This window comes from Romboutsia sp. (assembly GCF_051659545.1).
Classification (GTDB): domain Bacteria; phylum Bacillota; class Clostridia; order Peptostreptococcales; family Peptostreptococcaceae; genus JBOFOR01.
Genome location: NZ_JBOFOR010000262.1, coordinates 1 through 26,579, shown reverse-complemented (window position 1 = coordinate 26,579; position 26,579 = coordinate 1). Strand labels below are relative to the sequence as shown.

28 protein-coding genes and 1 other annotated feature are annotated in these 26,579 nt (G+C 28.4%); of the genes, 24 read left to right on the top strand and 4 right to left on the bottom strand.

Annotated elements, in window-relative coordinates; all coding sequences use genetic code 11:
• Window positions 1–100 precede the first annotated feature (100 nt).
• Window positions 101–724, bottom strand: coding sequence for a chloramphenicol acetyltransferase (locus ACRC03_RS15025; RefSeq protein WP_438653404.1), 624 nt, complete (start codon window positions 722–724; stop codon window positions 101–103).
• Window positions 725–1,040: 316 nt separating this feature from the next.
• Here ACRC03_RS15025 and ACRC03_RS15020 point away from each other — a divergent pair, with 316 nt between their 5' ends.
• From ACRC03_RS15020 to ACRC03_RS14980, 9 genes are all read left to right on the top strand, one after another.
• Entirely contained in the window at window positions 1,041–1,490 is a 450-nt protein-coding gene (locus tag ACRC03_RS15020; protein WP_438653403.1) for an RrF2 family transcriptional regulator, read from the top strand.
• Window positions 1,491–1,510: 20 nt separating this feature from the next.
• Window positions 1,511–2,698, top strand: coding sequence for a cysteine desulfurase NifS (gene nifS, locus ACRC03_RS15015; RefSeq protein ID WP_438653402.1), 1,188 nt, complete (start codon window positions 1,511–1,513; stop codon window positions 2,696–2,698).
• A gap of 58 nt (window positions 2,699–2,756) precedes the next feature.
• Window positions 2,757–3,203: a Fe-S cluster assembly scaffold protein NifU gene (gene nifU, locus ACRC03_RS15010; RefSeq protein ID WP_438653401.1), complete on the top strand. Its 447-nt coding sequence runs from the start codon at window positions 2,757–2,759 to the stop codon at window positions 3,201–3,203.
• Window positions 3,204–3,387: 184 nt separating this feature from the next.
• A complete protein-coding gene (gene mnmA / locus ACRC03_RS15005; protein WP_438653400.1) occupies window positions 3,388–4,464 on the top strand; it encodes a tRNA 2-thiouridine(34) synthase MnmA in 1,077 nt (358 codons plus the stop codon).
• A 77-nt stretch (window positions 4,465–4,541) separates the two neighbouring features.
• Window positions 4,542–4,764 (top strand) — a binding site (T-box leader).
• Between the two features lie 61 nt (window positions 4,765–4,825).
• Complete coding sequence (gene alaS, locus ACRC03_RS15000) at window positions 4,826–7,471, top strand: alanine--tRNA ligase (protein WP_438653399.1); 2,646 nt, start codon at window positions 4,826–4,828, stop codon at window positions 7,469–7,471.
• A gap of 23 nt (window positions 7,472–7,494) precedes the next feature.
• Window positions 7,495–7,752, top strand: coding sequence for an IreB family regulatory phosphoprotein (locus tag ACRC03_RS14995; RefSeq protein ID WP_438653398.1), 258 nt, complete (start codon window positions 7,495–7,497; stop codon window positions 7,750–7,752).
• Window positions 7,753–7,762: 10 nt separating this feature from the next.
• Window positions 7,763–9,931: a hypothetical protein gene (locus ACRC03_RS14990; RefSeq protein WP_438653397.1), complete on the top strand. Its 2,169-nt coding sequence runs from the start codon at window positions 7,763–7,765 to the stop codon at window positions 9,929–9,931.
• 18 nt (window positions 9,932–9,949) lie between these two features.
• On the top strand, window positions 9,950–10,375 hold the full coding sequence (gene ruvX, locus ACRC03_RS14985) for a Holliday junction resolvase RuvX (RefSeq protein ID WP_438653396.1): 426 nt from the start codon (window positions 9,950–9,952) through the stop codon (window positions 10,373–10,375).
• A 67-nt stretch (window positions 10,376–10,442) separates the two neighbouring features.
• On the top strand, window positions 10,443–10,715 hold the full coding sequence (locus tag ACRC03_RS14980; protein ID WP_438653395.1) for a DUF1292 domain-containing protein: 273 nt from the start codon (window positions 10,443–10,445) through the stop codon (window positions 10,713–10,715).
• A gap of 49 nt (window positions 10,716–10,764) precedes the next feature.
• Here ACRC03_RS14980 and ACRC03_RS14975 read toward each other — a convergent pair whose 3' ends face one another.
• A complete protein-coding gene (locus ACRC03_RS14975) occupies window positions 10,765–12,552 on the bottom strand; it encodes a carbon starvation CstA family protein (RefSeq protein ID WP_438653394.1) in 1,788 nt (595 codons plus the stop codon).
• Between the two features lie 250 nt (window positions 12,553–12,802).
• On the opposite strand from ACRC03_RS14975, the gene ACRC03_RS14970 reads away from it, so the two are divergent.
• Both ACRC03_RS14970 and ACRC03_RS14965 read left to right on the top strand, forming a co-directional pair.
• A complete protein-coding gene (locus tag ACRC03_RS14970; protein WP_438653393.1) occupies window positions 12,803–13,702 on the top strand; it encodes an LCP family protein in 900 nt (299 codons plus the stop codon).
• Between the two features lie 89 nt (window positions 13,703–13,791).
• Window positions 13,792–14,232: a Fur family transcriptional regulator gene (locus ACRC03_RS14965; RefSeq protein ID WP_438653392.1), complete on the top strand. Its 441-nt coding sequence runs from the start codon at window positions 13,792–13,794 to the stop codon at window positions 14,230–14,232.
• 85 nt (window positions 14,233–14,317) lie between these two features.
• On the opposite strand, the gene ACRC03_RS14960 is transcribed toward ACRC03_RS14965, so the two are convergent.
• Entirely contained in the window at window positions 14,318–15,055 is a 738-nt protein-coding gene (locus tag ACRC03_RS14960) for a metal-dependent hydrolase (protein ID WP_438653391.1), read from the bottom strand.
• A gap of 212 nt (window positions 15,056–15,267) precedes the next feature.
• Between ACRC03_RS14960 and ACRC03_RS14955 the strand changes: the two genes are divergently transcribed.
• The 11 genes from ACRC03_RS14955 (at window position 15,268) to ACRC03_RS14905 (ending at window position 23,427) form a co-directional block, all read left to right on the top strand.
• Window positions 15,268–16,941, top strand: a complete 1,674-nt coding sequence (locus ACRC03_RS14955; RefSeq protein ID WP_438653390.1) for a ribonuclease J — start codon at window positions 15,268–15,270, stop codon at window positions 16,939–16,941.
• Between the two features lie 57 nt (window positions 16,942–16,998).
• The gene (locus tag ACRC03_RS14950) at window positions 16,999–17,334 is read left to right on the top strand and encodes a YlbF family regulator (RefSeq protein WP_438653389.1); all 336 of its coding nucleotides are present in this window, start codon (window positions 16,999–17,001) and stop codon (window positions 17,332–17,334) included.
• Window positions 17,335–17,515: 181 nt separating this feature from the next.
• Window positions 17,516–17,719 carry a CD1290 family small acid-soluble spore protein gene (locus ACRC03_RS14945; protein WP_438653388.1) on the top strand — a complete coding sequence of 68 codons (204 nt, stop codon included), beginning with the start codon at window positions 17,516–17,518 and terminating at the stop codon, window positions 17,717–17,719.
• 52 nt (window positions 17,720–17,771) lie between these two features.
• Entirely contained in the window at window positions 17,772–18,920 is a 1,149-nt protein-coding gene (locus ACRC03_RS14940; protein ID WP_438653387.1) for a D-alanyl-D-alanine carboxypeptidase family protein, read from the top strand.
• Between the two features lie 151 nt (window positions 18,921–19,071).
• A complete protein-coding gene (locus tag ACRC03_RS14935) occupies window positions 19,072–19,647 on the top strand; it encodes a GNAT family N-acetyltransferase (protein ID WP_438653386.1) in 576 nt (191 codons plus the stop codon).
• Window positions 19,648–19,779: 132 nt separating this feature from the next.
• The gene (locus tag ACRC03_RS14930) at window positions 19,780–20,382 is read left to right on the top strand and encodes a site-2 protease family protein (protein ID WP_438653385.1); all 603 of its coding nucleotides are present in this window, start codon (window positions 19,780–19,782) and stop codon (window positions 20,380–20,382) included.
• A 15-nt stretch (window positions 20,383–20,397) separates the two neighbouring features.
• Window positions 20,398–21,141: a segregation and condensation protein A gene (locus ACRC03_RS14925; RefSeq protein WP_438653384.1), complete on the top strand. Its 744-nt coding sequence runs from the start codon at window positions 20,398–20,400 to the stop codon at window positions 21,139–21,141.
• Window positions 21,131–21,667 (top strand): SMC-Scp complex subunit ScpB, encoded by a 537-nt coding sequence (gene scpB / locus ACRC03_RS14920; protein WP_438653383.1) that lies wholly within the window; start codon window positions 21,131–21,133, stop codon window positions 21,665–21,667. Before ACRC03_RS14925 ends, scpB begins: the two co-directional genes overlap by 11 nt.
• Window positions 21,668–21,750: 83 nt before the next feature.
• On the top strand, window positions 21,751–22,380 hold the full coding sequence (locus tag ACRC03_RS14915) for a DUF2953 domain-containing protein (protein ID WP_438653382.1): 630 nt from the start codon (window positions 21,751–21,753) through the stop codon (window positions 22,378–22,380).
• On the top strand, window positions 22,334–22,753 hold the full coding sequence (gene ytfJ / locus ACRC03_RS14910) for a GerW family sporulation protein (protein ID WP_438653381.1): 420 nt from the start codon (window positions 22,334–22,336) through the stop codon (window positions 22,751–22,753). Before ACRC03_RS14915 ends, ytfJ begins: the two co-directional genes overlap by 47 nt.
• A gap of 224 nt (window positions 22,754–22,977) precedes the next feature.
• On the top strand, window positions 22,978–23,427 hold the full coding sequence (locus tag ACRC03_RS14905) for a MarR family winged helix-turn-helix transcriptional regulator (protein WP_438653380.1): 450 nt from the start codon (window positions 22,978–22,980) through the stop codon (window positions 23,425–23,427).
• Window positions 23,428–23,565: 138 nt separating this feature from the next.
• On the opposite strand, the gene ACRC03_RS14900 is transcribed toward ACRC03_RS14905, so the two are convergent.
• On the bottom strand, window positions 23,566–24,234 hold the full coding sequence (locus ACRC03_RS14900) for a TMEM164 family acyltransferase (protein ID WP_438653379.1): 669 nt from the start codon (window positions 24,232–24,234) through the stop codon (window positions 23,566–23,568).
• 207 nt (window positions 24,235–24,441) lie between these two features.
• Between ACRC03_RS14900 and ACRC03_RS14895 the strand changes: the two genes are divergently transcribed.
• Window positions 24,442–25,395, top strand: a complete 954-nt coding sequence (locus ACRC03_RS14895; protein WP_438653378.1) for a 2Fe-2S iron-sulfur cluster-binding protein — start codon at window positions 24,442–24,444, stop codon at window positions 25,393–25,395.
• A gap of 24 nt (window positions 25,396–25,419) precedes the next feature.
• A partial coding sequence (locus ACRC03_RS14890; RefSeq protein WP_438653377.1) for an FAD-dependent oxidoreductase occupies window positions 25,420–26,579 on the top strand: 1,160 nt, incomplete at its 3' end.

Below are 26,579 nucleotides of genomic sequence, written 5' to 3'. Positions count from 1 at the left end.
GTTCGATATACATAAGTCTGTAAAATAGAATAACTATAAACATGAGGTTAGATATAAGTCTAACCTCATGATATTTTAAAACAATATATGTAATTTACTATTATATTTCATTAATAAACTTTTGTAATTTTTCTAGATACTTTCCTACATGCACACCATCTAAAAGCATATGATTTACTTGGATAGAATAGGGTAATAAGATCTTACCATTATCATTAAAGTATTTTCCAAAAGATATTCTCGGAATAGAATCTTCTTTATTCATTACAATTTCATTTGATATACTAGTAAAAGAGACCCAAGGAAGACAAGAAAAATAGATTAATTCATCTTGATTAACATCAGTTTCAGGAAAATAATCTATTTGGTTGATTGATTTTTCTTTTGCCTTGTTTGAAAATTCTATAATGCTATTTTCTAAACTTAAAGTTACAATTTTAAATAAATCCTCAGAAGCTCCTATATCTGTAAAAGATGGTTTTAATTTATCTTGAAGTATAATCTCTCCATTTCTAATTTTATAACGAAAATCTTCCATTTCATTCATTACATATGTAGAAGCATAAATCATGCTATAGTAGAATGAAACTTTATTAGTTTTTACAAATTTCAAGAAATTTGTAATATCAATATTTAAACATATATTAAATTGAGGATTATCTACTTTTTCAAAAAACTTATAGTGATTTCTTCTATTCCAAGTGTCAAAATTAATGTACTTCATACCTACCTCCTAAATTTTAATTTACATGTAATTATAACGCAACTTTAACAATCTATCACCATTTTTTAAAAAGAAGATATATTTAGTTGTTTTTTTATTACTTAAACTACCGAAAAAATTATAAAAATATCTGAAAATATTCTAATATTTAATCGACAGGTAGAGCCTATAAATATAGAATTAAAGTAATGTTTAATTCCTACAAAAACAGTATGAATTAAATGTTGACAATTTTACTAGGGTATAATAGAATAATATTGAAAGTAATTCATACTAAAAAGGTAGGGATTAGATTTCAAAGTAAAGGGTGATGAATATGAAATTGTCAACTAAAGGTAGATACGGATTAAAAGCAATGTTTGAGCTTTCATTAAATCAAAATAGCGATCCAGTCCCTTTGAAATATATAGCTAAAAAACAGAATGTATCGGATCAGTATTTAGAACAAATATTTTCGGCTTTGAAAAAATCTGGCTTAGTAAAAAGTGTAAGAGGTGCTCAAGGTGGGTATTTATTAGCTAAAGAACCTAAAGATATAACTGTGGGTGACATACTGGTAGTATTAGAGGGCCCAGTATCTTTGTCAGACTGTGTACTAGATGAAGATGTATGCGAAAACTCAAATGTTTGTGTTACAAAAGTAGTTTGGGAAAAAATAAAAAAGGGTATAGAAGATGTTATAGAATCTATTACACTTCAAGACATGATAGATGATTACAATAAAAATAAACTAGATAATGATATAACTAATTTTATTATAAAATAAGAGATAGGAGACGAATAGAAATGGAAAAAAGAAGATTATATATGGATTATTCTGCGACAACTCCTGTAAAAAAAGAAGTACTAGATGAAATGATGCCATACCTAACAGATTACTTTGGAAATGCATCTAGTTTTCATACATTTGGAAGAGAAGCAAAAAATGCTTTAGATAAAGCTAGAGAACAAGTAGCAAACCTTATAAATGCAAAACCAAGTGAAATATACTTCACAGCTGGCGGAACAGAAAGTGATAACTGGGCATTAGAAGGTGTAGCTTTTGCACATAAAGAAAAAGGGAATCACATAATAACATCAAAAATAGAGCATCATGCAATACTTCATACATGTGAATACCTAGAAAAAAATCATGGATTCGAAATAACTTATTTAGATGTTGATAGTGAAGGAAGAATAAGTTTAGAAGACTTAGAAAATGCAATAAAAGATACGACTATATTAGTAAGTATAATGTTTGCTAACAATGAAATAGGAACAGTGCAATCAATAAAAGAAATTGGTGAAATAGCTAAAAAGCACGGTGTATTATTCCATACGGATGCAGTACAAGCAGCAGGAAATATATTAATAGATGTAAAAGAATTAAATGTAGACTTGATGAGTATGTCTTCGCACAAAATATATGGACCTAAAGGAATAGGAGCACTATATATTAAAACTGGAACAAAGATTCATACTTTTGTTCACGGTGGAGCTCAAGAAAGAAGAAGAAGAGCAGGTACTGAAAACATACCTTCAATAGTTGGATATGGTAAAGCTACAGAAATAGCTAAAGCTAATATGGAAAATCACATACAAACATTAACGACTTTAAGAAAAAAATTAATAGATGGAATACTAGAAAGAATACCATATACAAGAGTAAATGGTAGCTTAACTGATAGATTGCCAGGTAATGTAAACTTCTCATTTGAATTTATAGAAGGAGAAGGAATACTTCTTATGTTAGATATGTTAGGTATAGCGGCATCAAGTGGATCAGCATGTACTTCAGGATCATTAGATCCATCTCATGTACTTATGGCTATAGGACTACCACATGAGATAGCTCACGGATCACTTAGACTTACAATAGGTGACTTTACTACAGAAGAAGATATTGATTATATATTAGAAAATTTACCAGCTGTAATAGAGAGACTAAGAAGTATGTCACCTCTTTACGATGCAGCTAAAAATGAAAGAAAATAAATCAATTTAATTAAAATAGAGTATAAAAAATATAGAGAGTATATAGGAGGACAAAATTATGCAATATAGTGATAAAGTAATGGAACATTTCATGAATCCTAGAAATGTTGGAGAAATAGATAATGCAAGTGGAATAGGGGAAGTTGGAAACGCTAAATGTGGAGATATAATGAGAATATATCTTGATATAGAAGATGAAATAATAAAAGACGTTAAATTTAAAACATTTGGATGTGGATCAGCTATAGCAAGTTCTTCTATGGCTACAGAAATGGTTAAAGGAAAAACTATACATGAAGCATTAGAAGTAACTAATAAGGCAGTTGCTCAAGCTTTAGATGGTTTGCCACCAGTAAAAATGCACTGTTCAGTATTAGCTGAGCAAGCTATAAAAGCAGCATTAATAGACTATGCAGAAAAAAATAACATTCATATACCAGAATTAGATGGTGTAGTAATAGATGATGATCATGATCATCACCATGATATAGTAGAAGAAGCTTAAAATTATAATATATAATTTTAAATCATGATATCCCTTTTAGGTAAACTTACTTAAAAGGGATATTATTTATGTATCAAGGGATTATAACTTATATAGTTTTTATAATACGTAAGTTGAGTAAAGTGAATTTTAATATTTTAAAAATACGACAAAATAGATATAATATAAACAACGAGGTGATTTTATGAGCAAAAGAGTAATGATAGGTATGAGTGGAGGGGTAGATAGTTCCGTAGCGGCATACCTTCTAAAAAAACAAGGCTATGATGTAATAGGAGTAACTATGAAATTATGGCAAGATGATGATGATGAACTAATAGAAAATGAAGGTGGATGTTGTTCTTTAGCAGCAGTAGAAGACGCGAGAAGAGTTGCTGAAAAAATAGGCATACCTTTTTATGTATTAAACTTTAGTGATGTATTTAAAGCAAAGGTAATAGAGCCATTTATAGATGAATATTTAAATGGAAGAACGCCAAATCCATGTATAGCATGTAATAAACATATAAAGTTTGATGACTTCTTTAACAAAGCTCGTCAAATAGGATGTGATTATGTAGCAACAGGACATTATGCTAAAATAGAAAAAGATGAAGAGAGCGGACGTTATTTATTAAAAAAATCTGTTACAGATAAAAAAGATCAAACTTATGCACTTTATAATATGACACAAGACCAATTAGAGCATACATTATTACCTATAGGTGACTACGAAAAAGACACTATAAGAGAAATAGCTAGAGAAATGGGATTATTAGTAGCAGATAAGCCAGATAGTCAAGAAATATGTTTTGTAAAAGACAATGATTATGCAGGTTATGTAAAAAAACACTCAAAAAAAAGAATTGAAGAAGGTTACTTTGTAGATACTAAAGGCAATGTGTTAGGAAAACACAAAGGAATAGTAAACTACACAATAGGTCAAAGAAAAGGACTAGGAATAGCATTTGGTAAGCCGATGTTTGTTATTGATATCAATGCTAAGAAAAATACAGTAGTATTAGGAGACAACGAAGATTTATTCAACAAAGTTGTAATAGCAAAAGATGTAAATCTTATTCCTTTTGACAATATTACTGAACCTATAAGAATAGAAGCTAAAATAAGATATTCAGCAAAGCCATCACCAGCGACTCTTTACAAAATAGATGAAAACAAAGTAAAAATAATATTTGATGAGCCACAAAGAGCAATAACTAAAGGTCAATCAGTAGTAATGTACAATGGAGAAGTTGTAGTTGGCGGAGGAATAATATGTTAATTATATACTAATATAATTTATAGTATTGATTAATTTTATAAAATTTAGTAATATAACATATATATAATTTAAAAATAACAAGTACAGTGATAAGAAGTAGTAAATTATTTGATGTCTTACAGAGAGAGGGAAATGGTGGAAGCCCTTAGAATAAAATAGTTGAAGCAGTCTTTGAGTAACAATCTTGAAAACCAAAGTAGAGATTGTCGGTAGTTCCGTTATAACTAAGGTTTTCCGAAGATGTCACAAATTAATTTGTGATAATTAGGGTGGTACCGCGAAGATATCCTCGCCCCTATAATTATTTTATAGGCGCGAGGTTTTTTTATATTCATAATACATAAAATAGGAGGAAATAACCATGCAACAAATGGGATTAAATGAAATTAGATCTAGGTTTTTAAAATTCTTTGAATCTAAAGAACATTACTTAAAGGAAAGTGCACCTTTAGTGCCACACAACGATAAAAGTTTATTACTTATAAACTCAGGTATGGCACCACTTAAAAATTATTTTGCAGGTGTAGAAGTACCACCTAGTAAGAGAATGACAACTTGTCAAAAATGTATAAGAACAGGTGATATAGAAAACGTAGGAAAGACTGCAAGACATGGTACTTTCTTTGAAATGTTAGGAAACTTCTCGTTCGGAGATTATTTTAAGAGAGAATCTATAAGATGGGGATGGGAGTTTGTAACAGAACAATTAAACATACCTCAAGATAGAATATGGGTAACTGTATATGAAGAAGATGACGACTCTTATGACTTATGGGCAAAAGAAATGAATTTCCCTGAAGAAAGACTAGTGAGACTAGGAAAAGAAGACAACTTCTGGGAAATAGGTATAGGACCATGTGGACCTTGTTCAGAGATACACTTTGATAGAGGACCAGAATACGGATGTGACAACCCTGACTGTAAGCCAGGATGTGACTGTGACAGATACTTAGAATTCTGGAACCATGTATTTACTCAGTTTGATAGAGATGAAGATGGTAACTATGGACAATTAGAAAATAAAAACATAGATACTGGTATGGGTCTAGAAAGAATGGCTTGTATAATGCAAGAGGTAGACACTATATTTGATGTAGATACTATCAAACATATACTAACTACTGTTGAAAAAATGGCTGGTGTTGAATATGGAAAAATAGACAAGACAGATGTTTCTATAAGGATAATAACTGACCACATAAGAGCAGTAAGTTTCTTAGTTGGAGACGGTGTACTTCCATCAAATGAAGGTAGAGGATACGTACTTAGAAGATTATTAAGAAGAGCAGCAAGACATGGGAAGCTACTTGGAATAAAAGAAAACTTCCTATATAAATTGGTAGATGAAGTTATAAAAGTAAGTGGAGAAGCTTATCCTGAATTAGTTGAAAAAGAAAGTTACATCAAGAAAGTTATAAGAATAGAAGAAGAAAAATTTAATGAAACAATAGAGCAAGGTATTGAAATACTATCTTCTTATATAGTTGATTTAAAGAAAGAAGGAGCTACTGTATTAAGTGGAGAAAATGCATTTAAATTATACGATACTTATGGATTCCCAATAGACTTAACTAAAGAAATATTAGAAGAAGAAAATCTTTCATTAGATGAAGATGCTTTTAACGAAGAAATGAACAAGCAAAGAGAAAGAGCTAGAAGTGCTAGAGGAAACATGGAAGGTGAAGGATGGAAAGAAGATCCATTATCTAAATTAGAATCAGCAGTAGATAGCAAATTTGAAGGATATAAAGAATTACAAGGTGAAGGTATAGTTAAAGCTATAGTTAAAGACAATGAAATAGTTGACTCAGCAGCCGCAGGAGATAAAGTTGTTATAGTTTTAGATGAAACTACGTTCTATCCAGAAGGTGGAGGACAAGCTGGAGACGAAGGTCTTTTAGTAAATAAAAACGAAGATATAGTTATAGAAGTAATAGATACTAGAAAAGGTGCAAATAATACTATAAAGCATATAGGTGTTGTAAAATCAGGAATGGTAAATAACAACGAAAAATTAAGTACTATAGTAGACAAAGAAGTAAGAATGGCATCAGCAAGAAACCACAGTGCAACTCATATACTTCATCAGGCATTAAAAGAAGTATTAGGAGATCACGTTAACCAAGCCGGTTCTCTTGTAACTCCAGAAAGACTTAGATTTGATGTGACTCATTTTGAAGCTATAACAAAAGATGAACTAAAAGTTATAGAAGAAAAAGTAAATAATGCAATTTTAGAAGCATTAGATATAAACTCAGAAAATATGGGTATAAATGAAGCAAAAGAAAAAGGAGCTATGGCTCTGTTTGGGGAAAAGTATGGTAATGAGGTTAGAGTTGTCTCTATGGGAGATTATTCTGTAGAACTTTGTGGAGGTACTCACTTAACTAATACTTCTCAAATAGGAATGTTCAAAATAGTATCTGAAGGCGGAGTAGCAGCAGGAGTCAGAAGAATAGAAGCTATAACTGGAAGAGCAGTGTACAACTACTTAAAAGAAAAAGAAGAAGCATTAGCTACAATTTGTGCTAACTTAAAAACTAAAGAAGATAGTTTATGTAATAGAGTGATATGTCTATTAGAAGAAAATAAAAATTTAGGTAAAGAGTTACATGAAGTTAAGACTAAAATAAGTTTACAATCAATAGACTCTGTACTTGATTCTAAAGTAGATATAGATGGAGTAAATTTAGTTACTACTAAGTTTAGTGAAATGGATATGAATACACTAAAGGACGTAGCAGATAACTTAAGAGATAAGTTAGCTAGTGGTGTGGTAGTACTTGCTAATGTTGTTGATGATAAAGTGAATTTTGTTGCAACAGCTACTCAAGATGTAGTAAGTAAGGGTATACACTGTGGTAATATAGTAAAAGAAGTAGCAACAATTGCTGGAGGAAAAGGCGGAGGAAGACCTAATATGGCTCAAGCTGGTGCTCCAGATGTTTCAAAAGTTGACCAAGCTTTAAGCTTTGCAGTAGAGGTTGTTAAAAAACAAGTAAAATAATAATTTACTAAGGGGGGGTTAACGTGGAAAAAGATTTAGATTATACGATGAAGTTTGAAGGCATACCAGAAGAAAAAGTAAGTGTATCAAAAACCATAGACCTTGTATATGAATCATTACTTGAAAAGGGGTATAACCCAATAAATCAAATTATAGGTTATATATTGTCAGGTGATTCAAGTTATATAACTTCTCATAAAAATGCAAGATCTATGATTAAAAAGTTTGAAAGGGACGAGATACTTGAAGAAGTAATCACCTATTATTTGAACAGAAAGTAGGACAATTTAAATGAAGAAAAAAATCGTATCATTATTAGCTGTAATTATGATACTTTTAACCTCTGTTCCTCAATATAGCTTTGCCGCTGAAAACGGCAAAGTTATATTTATAGATATGAATAGAACAAACTTAAACAATATGTTAAAAATACCAGTTCTTGAAAAAGAATTAGATAGTAGAGGATATATTGGTTTAATGAATGTAAGAGGGGATAAAGGAACTGACGACCGTAGGTCTTACGCTAGCATGGGTGCTGGAGGAAGAGCTAATGTATCTAATGAAGAAAATATAAATTTTCAACAGTTAAATAAAGAAAATGCTAAGAGTTTTGAAGCAACAACAGGAAAAAAAGCAAAGGGAATTAACGATATAAGTATTAATAAATCAATAAATGAAAACCTGGAAAATGGACAATATGGATCTACTTTAGGAGCATTAGGCCAAACTTTATCAGATAACCACAAGAAAGTTGCGTTAATAGGAAATTCAGATATAGTATTAAATGGTCAACTAACTAAAAATAGAAATTTAGGATTAGTTGCTATGGATAATTACGGAAGAATAGATAGTGGAAACATTGACAACATAAACATAGAAGACTATACTATGCCTTATGGAATAAGAGCAGACTACAAAAAATTAATAGATGAAACTAAAAAATCATACAAAGAAAGTGATGTTGTATTTGTAGAACTAGGAGATACTTATAGACTAGATGAATATAAACCTAACTTAAATGAAGAAACTTATTCTAAAATGAAAAAAGCTATTTATAAAAATATAAATGGATATTTAGAAGAAGTACTTTCAATGGCAGGGGAAAATGACACGGTATACATAGTAAGTCCATTCCCTAGCAATTTAGATTATACTAACAAAAAAAGATTATCTCCAATAGTAAAACTAAAAGGTGATGGAAAAGGAATAATTTCATCAGCAACAACGAGAAGAGATGGTATTGTTGCAAACTTAGATGTTGGAGTAGACATATTGAATGAATTTGGCTTGAAAAATGAAGCTATGATTGGTAGAACATATAAGTTAGTAGACAAAGAAGATAATGTAGAGTTTATAGATGGTGAATTTGAAAAAGTTGTATCTATAGCTAACATAAGGTCAACTGTTATTAATGGGTTTGTAGGTGTAATATCAGCGTCTTGGGTTATAGCTATGATTGCTATACTGCTAAGAAACTATTTACCTAATAAAGAAAAAGTGTTTATAGTGCTAAAAGAATTTATAAAGTTAGGTATAATTATGCCATTGTCATTTTTAATAGCACCTATATTCAACTTTAAAAATCCTTTAAGTATAACTATAGGTATTCTTATAACTACATTAGTACTTTATTTAATTGGTAGGAAGTTATTTAAAGATGATGTAAAGCAAATGGGATTCTTTGCATTACTTACAATATCTATTATAGCAATAGACTCATTGTTTGGAACTTACTTAATGCAAAATAATATAATGAGTTATGATGCAATAATAGGAGCTAGATACTATGGAATAGGTAATGAATATGAAGGTGTCACAATAGCAAGTGCGGTATTTTCTATGGCAGTGTTATTAAATTATAAGAGAATTCCTAAGTGGTTAGTTGCTGTACTGTCTATAATAATACTAATAACAAGTGCATACCCATCTATGGGGGCAAATGTAGGTGGAGCTATATCTGAAAGTGTAGCATACTTATTATTTATATTATTAATGTTTGATGTAAAACTTGATTTCAAAAAAGTAATATTATTAGGTTTAACAGCAGTAGGAGTAGTTGTAGTATTTGCAGTTCTAGATGTTATTTCTGGAAGTGAGTCTCATTTATCCGTATTTGTAAATGAAATAATGATAAAAGGGCCAAGTGCTATAATTCAAACATTTGCAAGAAAGATACAGATGAATTTAAAACTAGCGCAAACTAGTGTATGGGTAAATATACTTTTAGCTGGAATAGGTATAATTGGAATCCTTATATTTAGACCATCTAAGCACTTTAGAGAAATAGCTAAAAGATATCCTATAATCTTTAAAGGATTTATAGCATCTATGGTTGGATGTATAGTAACTCTTTTAGTGAATGACTCTGGAATAGTAGCAGCATCAACAGCGGCGATTTATATACTTATTCCCATTATTATAATAAGTATAAATATAATCATTTTTGAAAAAAACAAATAAGTTATAAGGAGAAACAATATGTTAGATGGCAGAATAATGGGTCTAGACGTAGGCGACAAGACTATAGGAGTTGCTGCAAGTGATTTAATGGGTCTTACTGCCCAAGGAGTTAAAACAGTAAGAAGAGTTGGTAAGAAAAAAGATATAGAGGAATTAAAAGCTATAATAAGTGAAAGACAAGTAACGAAAATAGTTTCTGGTTTACCTAAAAATATGAATGGAACTTTAGGACCTCAAGGAGAAAAAGTTATAAAGTTTTGTGAGTTATTAGAACAAGAAACTGGAATGAAAGTGGATTACTGGGATGAAAGACTATCTACAGTAGCAGCAGAAAGAACTTTAATAGAAGGAAATGTTAGAAGAGAAAATAGAAAAAGTGTAATAGATATGGTAGCTGCGGTAATAATATTACAAGGATATTTAGATAGACAAAGAAATTTATAAAACATCTATAAAATTATATATTTATGATATATAATATAGATAATAAATAATAACAGAGGTGAATAAAATGCAAGAGAATATAATAAGTTTAATTGATGAAAATGGCGTTGAAAGTGAATTTGAAATAATATTAACTTTAGAAGCTGAAGGTAAAGAATATGCTATATTAGTTCCTGTTGAAGAAGAAGAAGCGGAAGAGGCTCTAATATTTAGAATAGACCAAGACGAAGAAGGCGAAATATTAGTTCCATTAGAAAGCGATGATGAGTACGAAACAGTTGTAGCTGTATACAACGCTATAATGGAAGAAGAAGGATTAAACTTCGACGATCACGAATAATAATAAAAAGTTTCTTAATTGTAAAATTAAGAAACTTTTTTTATTATTACTAAATAGATTCTTTATTTCTCTTTTCTTTATCTTCTTTTAAAACCTTTATCCATACATTTGCACTTTCTAAAATTATAACTACTAACATTACCATAAGGATTATAGATACTGTAGCAAGTAAAGTTAATCCGTTTGGTATATAGTTAGAGAAAATGTTTTTGTAAGCAGCAGTTAGATTTGTAATAGCAACAAATACTAGAGGTAAAAAAGTTATAAGAGCATATTTCTTAGGTTTACCACTTTTTAATATAAATGTAGTACCTATTGCAAAGGCTATAGCAGCTAACATTTGGTTTGCTGTACCAAATAGTGGCCAAATTGTAGAAACATTTCCTGTGTAAAGCAGATAACCCCAGCTAAATGATACTAGTGCACTAAATACAGCTATATTAAGCCAGTTATCTCTATTACCTAGTGGTTTATATATTTCACCAGCGAAATCTTGTAATAAATATCTTCCTATTCTAGTACCAGAGTCTATAGTTGTAAGAATAAATAAGGCTTCAAACATTATACAAAAATGATACCAATAGCCCATTAATTTTTCTAGACCGGGTATTTGGTAGAATACATATGCCATACCAACAGCTAATGAAACAGAACCACCTGGTCTACCCGCAAGATTTTCACCAACCATTTGAGAAAGCATACCAAGCTCTTGAGGAACCATGTTTAACTTAGCGAATACTTCAGGTAAAGTGTTTATTGCAAAATAATCAGCAGTAGGAAGTACTGTTGCAGCTATTAATGCCATTATAGCAACGAATGCTTCTATAAGCATTGAACCGTATCCTATAGGAAGTATATCTTTTTCATTGCTTATAAGTTTAGGCGTTGTACCTGAACTTACTAGTGAATGGAACCCTGATAAAGCACCACAAGCTATTGTTATAAATAAGAATGGGAACACCTTACCTGGAATTATAGGTCCACCACCATGAACAAAAGGTGTAATAGCAGGCATGTTTATTGTAGGTCTTACTATTATAATACCTATAGCTAATGCCAATATAACACCAATTTTCATATAAGTACTTAAATAATCTCTTGGTAAAAGTAACAACCAAACAGGGAGTGCAGCTGCTAAGAATCCATAACAAGCAAGTATTATAGATAATTGTTTAGCATCAAAAGTTAAAAAAACACCAAGTGGAGTACCTTGAATAAATGGACCAGCTATAACTCCTAATATTATAAGAGTCATACCTATTACAGTAGCTTCACCAATCTTACCAGGTCTTAAATATTTAAGATATAAGCCTATAAATATTGCTATAGGAATAGTAATTCCAACGGTAAATGTACCCCATGGACTGTTATATAGAGAGTTAACAATAGGTAGTCCAAGTCCAGCCATTGCAATTATAAGTATAAATAATACCGCAACAGATGTAATTAAAGAAGCTCTTCTTCCCAATACACTTTTAGCTATTTCAGCAATAGATTTTCCCTCATGTCTAACAGAAGCAAATAATATAATTAAGTCATGAACTCCTCCTCCTACGACTGCTCCTATTAAAATCCATAAAGTGCCAGGTAAATAACCAAACTGTGCTGCAAGAACTGGACCTATAAGAGGACCTGCACCTGCAATTGCAGCGAAGTGATGGCCAAGTAAAACAAGTTTGTTAGTTGGAACGTAGTCCCTCCCATCGTTATAAAGTTCTGATGGAACTTTTCTTGACGGGTCTAATGATAAGACCTTTGAAGCTATAAAATATCCATAAGTTCTGTAGGCTATTGATAAAACTAAAGCTGCAATGATAACTAATACAATAGAATTCAAAATGAATCCCCCTCCTCAATATATTTAAATTTGATTAGATTATAGTACTTAATTTTTCTGAATCTTCAAAAAATATTTATATTTAACACGAAATATGTAAAACTTAACAAATTTATAGTAAATCTTACAATATAAAAAAATAAAAAATTACGTATCTAAAGATATGAAATGTGTAATTTAGGAATTTGAGGGGAAAATATTTAATAAATAATTAAAAAAATTAACTTGAAAATAAGAAAGGAAAAAAGAAATGAAAAATATGAAATTTGGAATAATATTATTTTTATTAGTTATTGTAAGCTTTTTATTCATAAAAAATAGCTATGCCTTAGAACCAAAGGAAGAATATACAAGAGAAGATATGGTAGAAAATATACTTTTAATTGGAAGAGATGGAGCAAATAATAATTTTTCCTCAAGATCGGATACTATGATAATTTTAACGATAGATAGTCTAAATGAATCTTTAAAATTAACTTCTTTGACTAGAGATACATTAGTTAAAATTCCTAACAGAGGTTATGAAAAATTAAATCATGCTTATGCTTACGGCAAGGAAGATTTATTACTTAAAACAATAAATGAAAACTTTGATTTAAATATAAAAGATTATGCTGTTGTAGATTTTAAATCTTTTATAGAAATAATAGATATTATAGGTGGAGTAGATATAGAGGTAAGTGAAAGAGAAATAAATCATTTGAATAAAATAATAGAAGCGTGTTATGGACTTAATTCAAAAAAGGGAGAAATAGAATATATAACAACATCAGGCATACAGAATCTAAATGGATACCAAGCTTTAGCTTATGCGAGAATAAGAAAAATAGACACTATATACAAACGAGATGAAAGACAGAGAATAATATTAACTAATATAGCAGATAAATTATCAAATACTCCTATAACTAAATATCCTTATATAGTAAAGAGTTTATTAAGATATGTAGATGTAAACATAGCATTTAATAAAATAATAAAACTAGCACTTGCATCACATGAATTTGGAAGTTATGAAATAAAGCAATTAGAATTTCCTGTAGAAGCATATAGATATGAAACTAGAATAGGTGAAAAGAGAACTTATGTTATAAAATGGTATGAGGATAAAAATAAAGAAATTTTACACCGATTTATATATGAAAACTAACGAACATAAGGGATAAATATTGACATATACTTTATTATCAATTAAAATAATTAATAAAGATTATCAATTGAAAAATAAGGGTGATATTAATGATTAATACAATGGACATATTAAAAGAAAAATTAAAAGAAACAGGATTTAAAATTACACCGCAAAGAAGAGCAATTGTAGATATATTACTTAAAAACAACACAGAGCATCTAAGCAGTGAAGAAATATATGATTTGGTTAGAGTAGATTGTCCTGAGATTGGATTAGCAACAGTTTACAGAACTATGCAATTATTAGATGAATTAGGGGTAATATCAAAATTAAATTTAGATGATGGTTGCATAAGGTATGAATTAAGCTTAAATAAAGATGAATGTCATAACCACCATCATCTTATCTGCAAAAAATGTGGCAAAATAATGGAAGTAAAAGAAGATTTACTGGATGTAATTGAAAAACAGATACAAGAAATATACAAGTTTGAGATTCTTGACCATGATGTGAAATTTTATGGGACTTGTGAAAATTGTAAAAAATAATATAGCAATTATAAAAGTGTACTCTAAAAAATGGTGAACTTGAAAAGCTCACCATTTTATTTTTGATAAAGTAAGTATTGAATTTTCACAGCTTTATTAGTGAATAAATTATTAATACTATGAATAAAACTATAAATAATATCTCTAGTACATTATTAAAAAAACTACCTACTTTAAAAAAACCTAAAGAGTACTTTTTATCACTTATAGGATAAAAAATAGGAATACCTGATTTTGTAAATAAATCTCCTAAAAATAAATGACTTGCGTAACTAATAGTTCCCAAAAATGACAAATCAGATATATTATATATTATCTCTATTTGTTTCAATAAAAAATATATAACAATAGTAGCCAAAATACTATGGGAAAAACTTCTATGTTTTAGCCACGGAAAAGTAGCCAACATTAAGCAGAAGATTACAAAGTATATTTTAAATTTTATTAAATAAAGGGATATGCTTAGCAATATAAATATTAAAGATAAAAATACCTTTCTAAGCAGAGTATGAGTTAATTTAGATTCAATCACTATAATAGCTGTAAAGGTTATTATAGAACTTATGTAAAAATTATTGTTTATTTTCAAAGAAATAAAAAATATAGCTATGTTAATTGAATATATAATCATTTTTAAAATGAATTTAGATACATTTCTTTTTAAAAAAATATCGGACACTACTGAGTTAGACTCATCTAAATCAGGAAGTATGGAAAAAAAAGCGGATAATATAAGATTAAATATAGAAATAGGGATGTTGAAAAGTATAGAAGCTTGTATAACACTTAATACACCTATTGCACAATGGGTTTTGCCGCGCATAAATCCTCCTAAAATATTTATATTATAATCAGAGAATAGCAGAATAAAATAACTTTGTCAAAATAATACAATAAATGTATTTCAAATATGACTTAAATTATCTAGTGAATTATGGTACAATGATAGTAACTGGTAAAGAGTGCGTGATTTGATATTATTAAAAACTATAGAACGTGTTTATATCGAAAAAATTGAATAGACAGAAGGAGAGGATGCAATTGTTCAAAAAGAACTCTAATAAAATAAAAGTAATGGCATTAGGTGGACTTAACGAAATAGGAAAAAATATGACCGTTATTGAATACAAAGATGAAATAATTGTAATAGATGCGGGATTAAGTTTTCCAGAAGATGAAATGTTAGGAATAGACATAGTTATACCGGATGTAACTTATTTAGTTAAGAATAAGGATAAGATCAAAGGTATATTTATTACACACGGACATGAAGATCATATAGGAGCGCTTCCATATATACTAAAAAAGATAAATGTACCTGTATACGGAGCAAAGTTAAGTATAGGGCTTATACAAGTTAAACTTAAAGAACACAAATTAAACAACGTGAAATTAAATGTAATAAAACCGAGGGAAGTAGTAAAGCTTAGCAATATGGAGGTAGAATTTATAAAAGTAAATCATAGTATACCTGATGCATGTTCAATAGCAGTTCATACAGATCAAGGGATTATATATCATACAGGAGATTTTAAGGTTGACTTAACTCCAATTGATGGGGACGTTATGGATATTCATAGAATCTGTGAATTAAGTAAAAAGGGTGTTCTATTAATGTTAGCTGATAGTACTAATGCAGAAAGACCTGGCTCAACTATGTCAGAAAGAACTGTGGGAAATGGATTAGATGATTTATTTAGAAAAGCAATCAATAATAGAATTTTAGTTGCTACATTTGCATCTAATATACACAGACTTCAACAAATAATAAATACTGCAGAAAAATTTAATAGAAAAGTAGCTGTATCAGGAAGATCAATGGTAAATGTAGTTGGCGTTGCCAGTGATTTAGGGTATTTAAATATACCAGAAAATATGATGATTGATTTAAATGATATATATAAATACGAGGAAAATGAAATTGTATTAATAACTACTGGTTCACAAGGTGAACCTATGTCAGCACTAGCAAGAATGGCAAGTGCTGAGCATAAAAAAGTAGAAATAAAAAATGGTGATTTAATAATAATATCAGCTAATGCAATACCAGGTAATGAAAAATCAATATCAAAGGTAGTAAATTCTTTACTTGAAAAGGGAGCAGAAGTTGTTTACGAAGATGAAGATATACATGTATCTGGTCATGCAAAACAAGAAGAGTTAAAACTTATTCATAGATTAGTTAGACCAAAGTTCTTTATGCCAGCGCACGGTGAATATAGAATGTTAAAGAAACATGCTGAATTAGCAGAAGAATTAGGAATGCCAAGCCAAAATATATTCGTAAACAAGACTGGAGAAGTTTTAGAATTAGATAGAAATTCAGCGAAAGTATCAGGAACTGTACCAACAGGAAATGTATTAGTAGATGGATTAGGTGTTGGAGATGTAGGTAACATAGTATTGAGGGATAGAAAACATTTATCAGAAGATGGGCTTATGATAGTAGTTGTAACTATATCAAAAGAAGATGGTAGAGTTTTAGCTGGTCCAGATATAATATCTAGAGGATTTGTATACGTAAGAGAATCAGAAGATTTAATGGATGGAGCAAAAAATATAATAAAAAATGTATTAATAGAATGTGAACAAAAAAACATTAAAGAGTGGGCTTATTTAAAAAATAACATAAAAGAAAACTTAAAAGAATATCTATACCAAAAAACAAAGAGAAATCCAATGATACTTCCTATAATAATGGAGGTATAAATAAGAAAGATTGAATATAATTTATTATATTCAATCTTTTTTTTTGAGGAGGAAATTATGGGTGTTTATGATACAGCTACAAAACTAGCAAGTGAAATAAAGAATAGCAGAGAGTATAAAGAGTTTAAAAAAAATATGACTGAGGTAAAAAAAGATAAGAAATTAGAGGAATTATTAAAAGAATATAAAGTTACTCAAATAGAAATTCAAAGTTGTTTAATGCAAAATAAAAGTTTAGATAAAAAAAGTAAAATCAAAATAAACATTATACAAGATGAGATTGGCAAAAATAAAAAGCTACAACAATATTTAATTTGTGAAAGTAAATTTACATGTATGATGGATAATATAAATAAAATATTAGCTCAAACTATTGAAAAAGACTATAGATAGACATATTATGTCGTAAATTTAAAGGAGCCACTCTTATGATTAAAATTAGTCATGAGAGTGGCTCCTTATATTATAAGGAAATTATTAAGCAAAATATAAAAATTGAAAAAAATAACAATTATAATTCCCTAATATTAGTAAAACATAACTATATACAAATTATAAATTAGGAGGATTAATTATGTCTAATGTACAATCAAATCACAATGCAAAAATGGCTTTAAAGCAAATGAGAATGGAAGTAGCCGCAGATTATGGAATGAGCTCTGAAGATATATTTGATATTCTGGAACATGCTCACAATAATGGAATTTTGCGAGAAAAAACAAATCATTCGCCGATTAGGAAAAAAAGTGTGAGTCGAAAACCTAGCCATTTAGAATAAAAAAAACAGATAGTAATAAAATAAGTTTAAATAATATTAAGAGGTGACGTGAATGAAAAAAATGGCTAGTATAGTAGTTGCTATATTGCTTTCTATCATGCCCATTAATATAGCTTTTGCAAATAACAACTCAACAATAAATATATCTTCAAAGTCAGCTATATTAATGGATGTAGGAAGTGGACAAATTTTATATGAAAAAAATATACATGAGAAATTGCCACCAGCGAGTGTAACTAAAGTAATGACTATGCTTCTAGTAGTGGAAGCATTAGATTCAGGCAAAATAAAATTAAATGATAATGTTCAAATTACAGGAAATGCATCAGGCATGGGAGGAAGTCAAATATTCTTAGAACCTGGCGAGGCACAAACAGTAGACACCTTATTAAAAGGAATTGCAGTAGCATCAGCAAATGATGCATGTGTTGCAATGGCAGAATATATAGCAGGTAGTGTAGAAGATTTTGTAGGAATGATGAATACTAAAGCTAAGGAACTTGGAATGAAAGACACTAATTTTGTAAATACAAATGGTCTTCCAGTAGAGAATCATTATACATCAGCATATGATATAGCAATAATGTCTAAAGAACTACTAAAACATGATACAATAAATAAATACCTTACTACTTGGATGGACAAAGTTGTGGTAGGAAAGAAACAAGTTACAGTAGGACTTGCTAACACAAATAAGATGGTAAAACACTACCAAGGAACAACTGGTGTTAAAACTGGATTTACACAACAAGCTAAATATTGTCTATCAGCATCAGCTAAAAGAGGAGATACTCATTTAGTAGCAGTAACATTAGGTGCACAAACATCACCAGAAAGATTTAAAGATGCTTCTAGCCTATTAAATTTTGGATTTGCTAATTATGAAAGTATAAAATTATGCTCTAAAGATGATAATGTAGCAACTCTTACTCTAGATAAAGCTGAAGAAAATAAAATTAATTTAGTTGCAAAGGATGATTTGACAGTTCTTATTAAAAAGGGTAGTAGTAAAGATTTTGTAAAGAAAATAAAAGTATATGATAATCCGAATCTTCCTTTAAAGGGAGGAACAAAATTAGGCCAAGTTGAAGTATATAAAGATAAAAAACTTATAGGCAAAGTAGACTTAGTTAATACAAAAGATATTAATAAAGCAAGTTATATACAAATGCTTCAAAGAGTTATAGATAGTATGCTATAAAAAAGAAAGCTATTATAGCTTTCTTTTTTAATTCAAATTTAAATAAGTAATAGAACGTATTTTGTATCTGTGTTTTCATTCTTTGATAGATTAACATTAATTAGAAACTTATCATATATAATTATTATCCAAACATTAAGGAGAGTGATATATGATAAAATCAAAATATCCTCAAATGAAAACAGTTGATACAGGAAGGTTTATTTTAAGGCCTGCAAAATTAAGTGATGCTAATGATATGTTTGAATATTATAGTCAAGAAAAAGTGGTCAGATATCTACCTACAAATCCTCATAAAAATATTCTCCAAACAAGAGTATTTATACGAACATTTTTTTTAGATAACTATAAAAAAGGTAAAGTAGGACATTTAGCTATAGTAGAGAAAGAAAGCAATAAAGTAATAGGTAACATAGGTCTAAATAATGTGTATATAAATGCAAAAGAAGCAGAAATAGGAATTTGTATAAATCCTTCATATTGGGGGAACGACATTGCTACAGAACTTACAATACAATCTTTAAAGTATGGATTTGAATACTTGAATGTTGAAAAACTAATTGCATTAACCTACGAAGATAATAAAAGAACTAGGAAATCTTTAGAAAATTTAGGTTTTAAATACGTAGAGACTTATAATAAAAAAATATCTAAAGGAATAGAAAGCAAAGTTGTAAGATGTGATAGATTTGAACTTTTAAGAGAAGATTATTTTAAGAGTAAATAATATTAAATTAAATTAAGTAAGCCTAGATACCGTATTATCTAGGCTAGTTTATTTGTATAATATATAAAAGTTTTGATTATAATTTTATATATTGGTATAATAGTATTAAAATTGTAAATTAGGAGAATTAATATGAGTTTATTTAATATGAGTTTAAGCGATATATTAGCCAGTGTAGTAGCAATAGCTGTTGCTATATCTGTTCATGAATTAGGTCATGCGTATGTAGCACATTTACTAGGAGATGATACAGCTAAAATGCAAGGCAGGATGACTTTAGACCCAGCAAAACATATAGACCCAATAGGGTTATTAATGATGATCATTGTTGGTATTGGATGGGCAAAACCTGTACCTGTAAATCCAAATAATTTTAAAAATTATAAGATTGGTAATATGCTAGTATCTCTTGCGGGAGCTTTTGCAAATATTTTAACAGCTATAGTTTGTATTATTGTAATAAAATATGCAAGAATGGACGCTATTATTGAAATAGCAAATTATACTATGTCGTATAATATTGCATTTGCAGCATTTAACTTACTTCCAATTCCTCCGTTAGATGGATGGGGAGTAATATCGTCATTTATACCATATAAATATAATGAGATTGTATACAAATATGAGAGCTATAGCTATCCAATATTGTTAATTGCTATAGTAACAGGAGCGTATGGTATAATAGTTTCTCCATTACGAAATATAATATGGAATATAGTTAAAATATTTTACTAGTTAAGAGGTAATTAAATGAAATATAATATACAATTACAAGTCTATGAAGGTCCGCTAGATTTATTGTATGATTTAATAGCTAAACATAAAATAGATATAAAGGATATATCTATAATAGAAATAACAAAACAGTATATAAGTTACTTAGAAATGTTAGAGAAAATGGACTTGGAAATAACAAGTGAATTTATAATCATGGCATCAAAACTTTTAGAGATTAAATCTAGATACTTATTATACAAACAAAAAAATGATGAAGAAGAAGAAGATCCAAGACTAGAATTAATGGAAAAGTTACAAGAGTATAAGAAATTTAAAATGGCTGCAGAAAATATAAAATCTAATGTAAGTTATATAAACGAGTTATTTTACAGAAAAAGAGAAGAAATAGTAATAGATGAGAAGGTAAATCTAGAGGATATATCTATAGAAGCTATAAAAAATATACTTCCTTTTATACTAAAAGTAAAAAGTGTAGAAAATGAAAATAAAGATATAAATGATGAAAAATTAAACAAGATAGTAAGAGGAAAAATAATATCGGTTGAGGAAAAGATGCACTATATAAGAAATGTTATAAGTAAAGAAAATAAAGTACGCTTTTCTAAAATAATAGAAACATGTAATAAAGACGAAGTTATAGCTACATTTTTATCTATATTAGAATTAATAAAGGCAAAAGAAATCTTCGTTGAACAAGATTTATTTTTCGATGATATTATAATCAACAAAAATTCGGAGTGTAAAAATGAAACGTGAAGAAATTAAAAACATTATAGAAGCTGTTATGTTTGCATACGGAGACCCTATAAGCATAAAAGAATTAAATTATATAATTAATGAAGAATTATCGAGTAAAGAAATTGAGTATATGCTTAATTCTCTTATAGATGAATATAAGGAAAATAATAGAGGGATACAAATTATAAAACTAGAAGATAAATATCAAATGTGCACCAATAAGGATTACGCAAGTTTTATAAAAAAGATTCTAGAGCCTAAAAAAAAGAAAAGTTTAAGTCAAGCCACTTTAGAAACCTTGACAATAATAGCATATAAACAGCCAATTACTAAAGTAGAGATAGAAGAACTAAGAGGAGTTAAGTGTGATAAGGTTATACAGACTCTTTTAGAAAATGATCTTATATTTGAAGCTGGGAGGCTTAATAAAATTGGTAAACCTATAATATATAAAACTACAAATGAATTTTTAAAATTGTTAAGCCTAGAAAAACTAGAAGAGTTACCCCCGTTAGAAATATACAATAATATTGATGTAGAATAAAAATTTAATTAAAAAGGTACAAATTAATTATTAATTTGTGCCTTTTTTAGTATACATAAATATTTTTAGAAAATAATAATAACATGAGATTTAATGAAATATTTGGAATGAGTTCAGTTGCAATAATAGTGTTATTAATGATAACAATAATTATTTTTAAATCAAAATTAAACATAATACTTTTATCACAAATAAACAATACTGATATAAATATAAAACTAAATATTACATATCTATTTAAATTAATTAATATAGATATGCAACTGTACCCTAGAAAAAAGAAAAAAAAGAAAGCAAACAAGGAAAAATCTCCAAAAAATAAATCAAAAGGAGGGCATAATAAGGTTTCTCTAAAAGATATAGATAGTATTTTTCAGCTTATAAAAAATATAGAAATAGAAGAGTTTTACTCAAATATAGAATTTGGAAATGAAAATATAGGGTTTACCACTTTTATATACTTACTTATAAATACTATATATGGCCATTTAATCAACATGATTAATCCAAATAAAATATATTTAAAAGTATTACCTAATTTTACAGAGGATTACATAAAAGGAAATATTAAAGTTCATATAAAATTAAGCTTCAAAATCATATATAAAATTATTATAACTACATACAAAATTTATAAGAAAACTAAACATAAGGAGGATGGAAAAAATGAGAGCACCTGGTTCAATAAAAAGTCTTATGGAGACAACGCTTGAAACTATAAAGGGATCAATAGATGCAAATACAATAGTAGGAGACCCTATACAAACTGATACTACAGTAGTAATACCTATATCTAAAGTCACTATTGGATTTGGGATAGGTGGAGGAGAATACTCTAAAGGTTATAGCGATAATAAAGAAAAAGAAGTAGAATCATCAAGCGAAAAATGTGATGCAAACTTTGCAGGAGGAAGTGCAGGAGCTGTATCAATTCAGCCCGTAGCATTTGTAGTAGTCGAAAATGGAGAAACAAGGCTAATGAGCTTAGATAACAGTATAAATATGGTTGACAATATACTTACAGTAACACCTAAAGTTATAGAAAAAATCCAAAAACTAGCACAAAACAACAATAAAAAATCATAAAAAAATACTATCTATAAATATAGATAGTATTTTTTTAGCAAAATAGATAGTATTTTAGTATAATAAATTTTCATGTAATAAAAATTCATTATTAGTGTTAAAAATTTTACATTAAAATAATTTAAATAGAATATAATGTCTACTTATAGTATAATAATAGAAAAGAAGGAAAAATTTAAAATTTATTATAATAGATTTATTATGTAGATAGAAAGGTAAAGTTAATGGAAAATAATTTGGTTTCAATGCTATTATTAGAAAATATGAATAAATTTCATAATTTAATAAAGATAGTAAATAATGAAAGATTTACAAAGGAAAATAACCTTACAGAAAGACAGTTCTTTGCATTATCTAGTATAAAGCAACATAAAAAAATAGAATTGAAAAATCTAAGTAGGGATTTACATGTATCAACATCAAGTTTATGTATATTATTAAATAAATTAGTTGAAAAAGGATATGTATATAGAGAAGAAGATACTAGGGATAGAAGAAATACCTTCTATGGTATAACAGAAGAAGGAGATAGAGTTTTAATTCAAGAAGTACAAGTTTTTATAGGAATTATAAATAAAAAAGTAGAAAAATTAAGCGAGGAAGATAAGCGAACGTTATTTGAATCGATGACCGAAGTAAAGTCTATTATAAATAAATTATTTGAAAAAATATAGTCATACAATAAAAAATAAAAATTTTCTAAATTAACAAAATTATGTTATAATTAGAATCGCCTAAGATTTTTATTTTCTTCTTACATAACACAATCTGAAAATAAAAATCATTTGCTCGCTATAAATAGCGAGCTTTTTTTATTTATTTTTATTTTTTAGTTTAAATTCACCTTTGTCTTTATCAAAGATAAAAATGGGAATATATATAATTGTTGTTAGTAATATAAATATAGCGATACTAAATATATTTTGATTGGAAAAACTATAGTTATAATAAGAAGATGTGATAAAATTTAAAGCTACAATAAATGTAAAATAGGCCAAGCACATAAGAAGATTATCTTTTATAGCAGATTTACTAACTTTAAATTTTCTAACTTCAACCATATAGACAGTAGCGTATACTAATAAGCATTTTGATATTATAGCAAAGAAATAGAGCACATTTGGAAATCTATATGGCATATATTTAAAGAAAATTATTTCACCTATTGAACATACTAAACTCCAAGAAAAAAATACATTAAATAAATGATACTGCTTAAAGAATAAAATGGCTATACATAAATATGCTGTAAATCTGCCAATCTCAATGGGTAAGCAAGTAAACACATTATAATTTCCCATAGAAGCAATTGAAACTTGTTCAAAAACAATTTCTAAAATTAGTAAACCGCAAATTATTTTTTCAACAATGTAGCTATAAGGTAATAAATTTTTGGTTAACTTAGGACAAAAATATATAAATATAGCAAACATTAAGATTATTATTAAGTGTTCTTTGGAAAAAAGAAAGGTGTTAGTCATATTATTCTCTCCTATAATAATATTTATAAAATTTCTAAAAATTATAATGATATAAATTAATTTAATTATACTATATTATAGTATATTTTAATTAGAAAAAAATAGGACTATTAAAAAATACTTTTGTAACAAAATAGTATTTAAATAATAAATTAGTAGTATAGGAATAGAGACAATTGAAAATGTCATTATAAGGAAGTGGATAATGTGAAAAAAACTATAGTTCAATCATGTGCTGATGCAGGTAGCAAATATTGTCCTTGCCATCTTGCATATTCAGGTGATTGCATAAGATGTAATATGGTAAATGGAAACAATAAATGTAATTGTTTATGGCAAGGAACATGTATTTATAATGAAGTACAACATAATAAAAACTCACCTGTAAATTTAAGACAAGAATATTTATGCAAAATAGAAAATGTTAAAGAAATTCAAACTAACACATTCTTAGTTAAAATAAAAATACCAAGTAGCATATCAAAAGAACTTTGTAATCCAGGAACTTATATTTTAATTAAAAGCAAAGATAGAAGTAGTGATGTTTTTAATACGCCTATATCAGTAATGGATATAGACACAGAGAATAACATACTGGAAGTAGTAATCAAAGCGAGAGGTATTAAAACTAAGACTATAATTAATTTTGATGAAGTGTATGTTAAAGGGCCGTATTACAATGGCATATTCGGGATAAAAGAAATAAAATCTACGTCAAATTCTAACTGTTTAATAATATTAAATGGTTTATCACAAGTCAATTCAATTAATATAATAAAAAGGCTAAGAGAAAACAAGAATAAGGTAGATATATTTATCAATAGAAATGGAATTGTTATAGAGGATGTAGTAAAAAAAATAATTGATTTAGGTGGGAATATTTACAACGTAGATATAGTTGAAGATAGAAGTTTTATAAGTGACTATATAAAGAGAAATAATATTGAACTTGTATATAGTGGTGGAGGAAATGATTTCAATAAAGAAATTATGAATATAGTAAATATGATAGATGAAGAGTTAAAGCTTTCAGTATCTAATAACAATTTAATTTGTTGTGGAGAAGGAATCTGTGGAGCTTGTGCTATAAATATAAATGGACAAAAATTAAAAACATGTAAATCACAAATTGATAGTAGAGATTTCTTAAATACTTTATAATATAGTTTTTTAGGGGGAAAGTTTATGGCTAAAGTTGTTGTTATAGGAGGAGGATGGTCTGGTTGTGCAGCAGCAATATCTGCAAAAAAAGCAGGCTCTGATGTTGTAATCCTAGAAAAAACAGATTTATTATTAGGGCTTGGAAATGTTGGTGGCATAATGAGAAACAATGGTAGATATACAGCTACAGAAGAAGCTATGGTCTTAGGTGCAAAAGAATTATTTGAAATAACAGATAAGTATTCTACTCATAGAAATATAGATTTTCCAGGACACAATCATGCATCAATATATAATGTAACAAAAATAGAAAGACCAGTGAGAAGCTTAATAAAAAGTATGGATATAGATGTTAAATTTTTTAGTAGAGTGGTAGATGTTGAACTGGAAGAAAATAAAATAATAGCTGTTATTTTAGAAACTGGAGAAAGAATAACAGGAGATGCATTTGTAGAAACTACTGGTTCATCAGGACCTATGGGAAACTGCTCTAAGTATGGAAATGGATGTGCTATGTGTATACTGAGATGCCCTTCTTTTGGTGGAAGAGTAAGTATAACTAGTAGATGTGGGATTGAAGATATGGTAGGTAGAAGAAATAATGGTGATTTTGGTGCGTTTAGTGGTTCTATAAAGTTATTAAAGGAATCTTTAAGTGAAGAAATACAAAATGAATTAAAGGAGAAAGGTCGTGCAGTAATACCTTTGCCAGAAGAATTTATAAATGAAGAAAAGTTAGATATTAAAGTATGCCAACAGTATGCTCTACAGGAGTTTTCTGACAATATAGTTTTGATAGATACAGGCCATGCTAAACTTATGTCTCCTTTTTACAATCTAGAAAAACTTAGATTGATACCTGGCTTTGAAGATGCATTAATAGTTGATCCTTATTCAGGTGGGAAAGGTAATTCGATTAGATATATGTCTGTAGCACCAAGAGATAATTATATGAGGGTTAAAGGGATAAGTAATTTATTTGTAGCTGGAGAAAAAAGTGGGTATTATGTTGGTCATACAGAAGCTATATCCACTGGTAGTTTGGCTGGACACAATGCAGCTAGAAGCTGTGTAGGAATGTACTTGTTACAATTACCTACTAATTTACTGATAGGGGATTTTATAGCTTATTCTAACAATGAAATGCATAAACTTGAAGGAGATAAGTTGAGATTTACTTTTGC

Excerpts from the sequence above, each read along its gene's own strand:
- ACRC03_RS15025 (WP_438653404.1), bottom strand. The coding sequence starts at position 724 with ATGAAGTACATTAATTTTGACACTTGGAATAGAAGAAATCACTATAAG.
- ACRC03_RS15020 (WP_438653403.1), top strand. The coding sequence starts at position 1,041 with ATGAAATTGTCAACTAAAGGTAGATACGGATTAAAAGCAATGTTTGAG.
- nifS (WP_438653402.1), top strand. The coding sequence starts at position 1,511 with ATGGAAAAAAGAAGATTATATATGGATTATTCTGCGACAACTCCTGTA.
- nifU (WP_438653401.1), top strand. The coding sequence starts at position 2,757 with ATGCAATATAGTGATAAAGTAATGGAACATTTCATGAATCCTAGAAAT.
- mnmA (WP_438653400.1), top strand. The coding sequence starts at position 3,388 with ATGAGCAAAAGAGTAATGATAGGTATGAGTGGAGGGGTAGATAGTTCC.
- alaS (WP_438653399.1), top strand. The coding sequence starts at position 4,826 with ATGCAACAAATGGGATTAAATGAAATTAGATCTAGGTTTTTAAAATTC.
- ACRC03_RS14990 (WP_438653397.1), top strand. The coding sequence starts at position 7,763 with ATGAAGAAAAAAATCGTATCATTATTAGCTGTAATTATGATACTTTTA.
- ruvX (WP_438653396.1), top strand. The coding sequence starts at position 9,950 with ATGTTAGATGGCAGAATAATGGGTCTAGACGTAGGCGACAAGACTATA.
- ACRC03_RS14980 (WP_438653395.1), top strand. The coding sequence starts at position 10,443 with ATGCAAGAGAATATAATAAGTTTAATTGATGAAAATGGCGTTGAAAGT.
- ACRC03_RS14970 (WP_438653393.1), top strand. The coding sequence starts at position 12,803 with ATGAAAAATATGAAATTTGGAATAATATTATTTTTATTAGTTATTGTA.
- ACRC03_RS14965 (WP_438653392.1), top strand. The coding sequence starts at position 13,792 with ATGATTAATACAATGGACATATTAAAAGAAAAATTAAAAGAAACAGGA.
- ACRC03_RS14960 (WP_438653391.1), bottom strand. The coding sequence starts at position 15,055 with ATGCGCGGCAAAACCCATTGTGCAATAGGTGTATTAAGTGTTATACAA.
- ACRC03_RS14955 (WP_438653390.1), top strand. The coding sequence starts at position 15,268 with ATGCAATTGTTCAAAAAGAACTCTAATAAAATAAAAGTAATGGCATTA.
- ACRC03_RS14950 (WP_438653389.1), top strand. The coding sequence starts at position 16,999 with ATGGGTGTTTATGATACAGCTACAAAACTAGCAAGTGAAATAAAGAAT.
- ACRC03_RS14945 (WP_438653388.1), top strand. The coding sequence starts at position 17,516 with ATGTCTAATGTACAATCAAATCACAATGCAAAAATGGCTTTAAAGCAA.
- ACRC03_RS14940 (WP_438653387.1), top strand. The coding sequence starts at position 17,772 with ATGAAAAAAATGGCTAGTATAGTAGTTGCTATATTGCTTTCTATCATG.
- ACRC03_RS14935 (WP_438653386.1), top strand. The coding sequence starts at position 19,072 with ATGATAAAATCAAAATATCCTCAAATGAAAACAGTTGATACAGGAAGG.
- ACRC03_RS14930 (WP_438653385.1), top strand. The coding sequence starts at position 19,780 with ATGAGTTTATTTAATATGAGTTTAAGCGATATATTAGCCAGTGTAGTA.
- ACRC03_RS14925 (WP_438653384.1), top strand. The coding sequence starts at position 20,398 with ATGAAATATAATATACAATTACAAGTCTATGAAGGTCCGCTAGATTTA.
- scpB (WP_438653383.1), top strand. The coding sequence starts at position 21,131 with ATGAAACGTGAAGAAATTAAAAACATTATAGAAGCTGTTATGTTTGCA.
- ACRC03_RS14915 (WP_438653382.1), top strand. The coding sequence starts at position 21,751 with ATGAGATTTAATGAAATATTTGGAATGAGTTCAGTTGCAATAATAGTG.
- ytfJ (WP_438653381.1), top strand. The coding sequence starts at position 22,334 with ATGAGAGCACCTGGTTCAATAAAAAGTCTTATGGAGACAACGCTTGAA.
- ACRC03_RS14905 (WP_438653380.1), top strand. The coding sequence starts at position 22,978 with ATGGAAAATAATTTGGTTTCAATGCTATTATTAGAAAATATGAATAAA.
- ACRC03_RS14900 (WP_438653379.1), bottom strand. The coding sequence starts at position 24,234 with ATGACTAACACCTTTCTTTTTTCCAAAGAACACTTAATAATAATCTTA.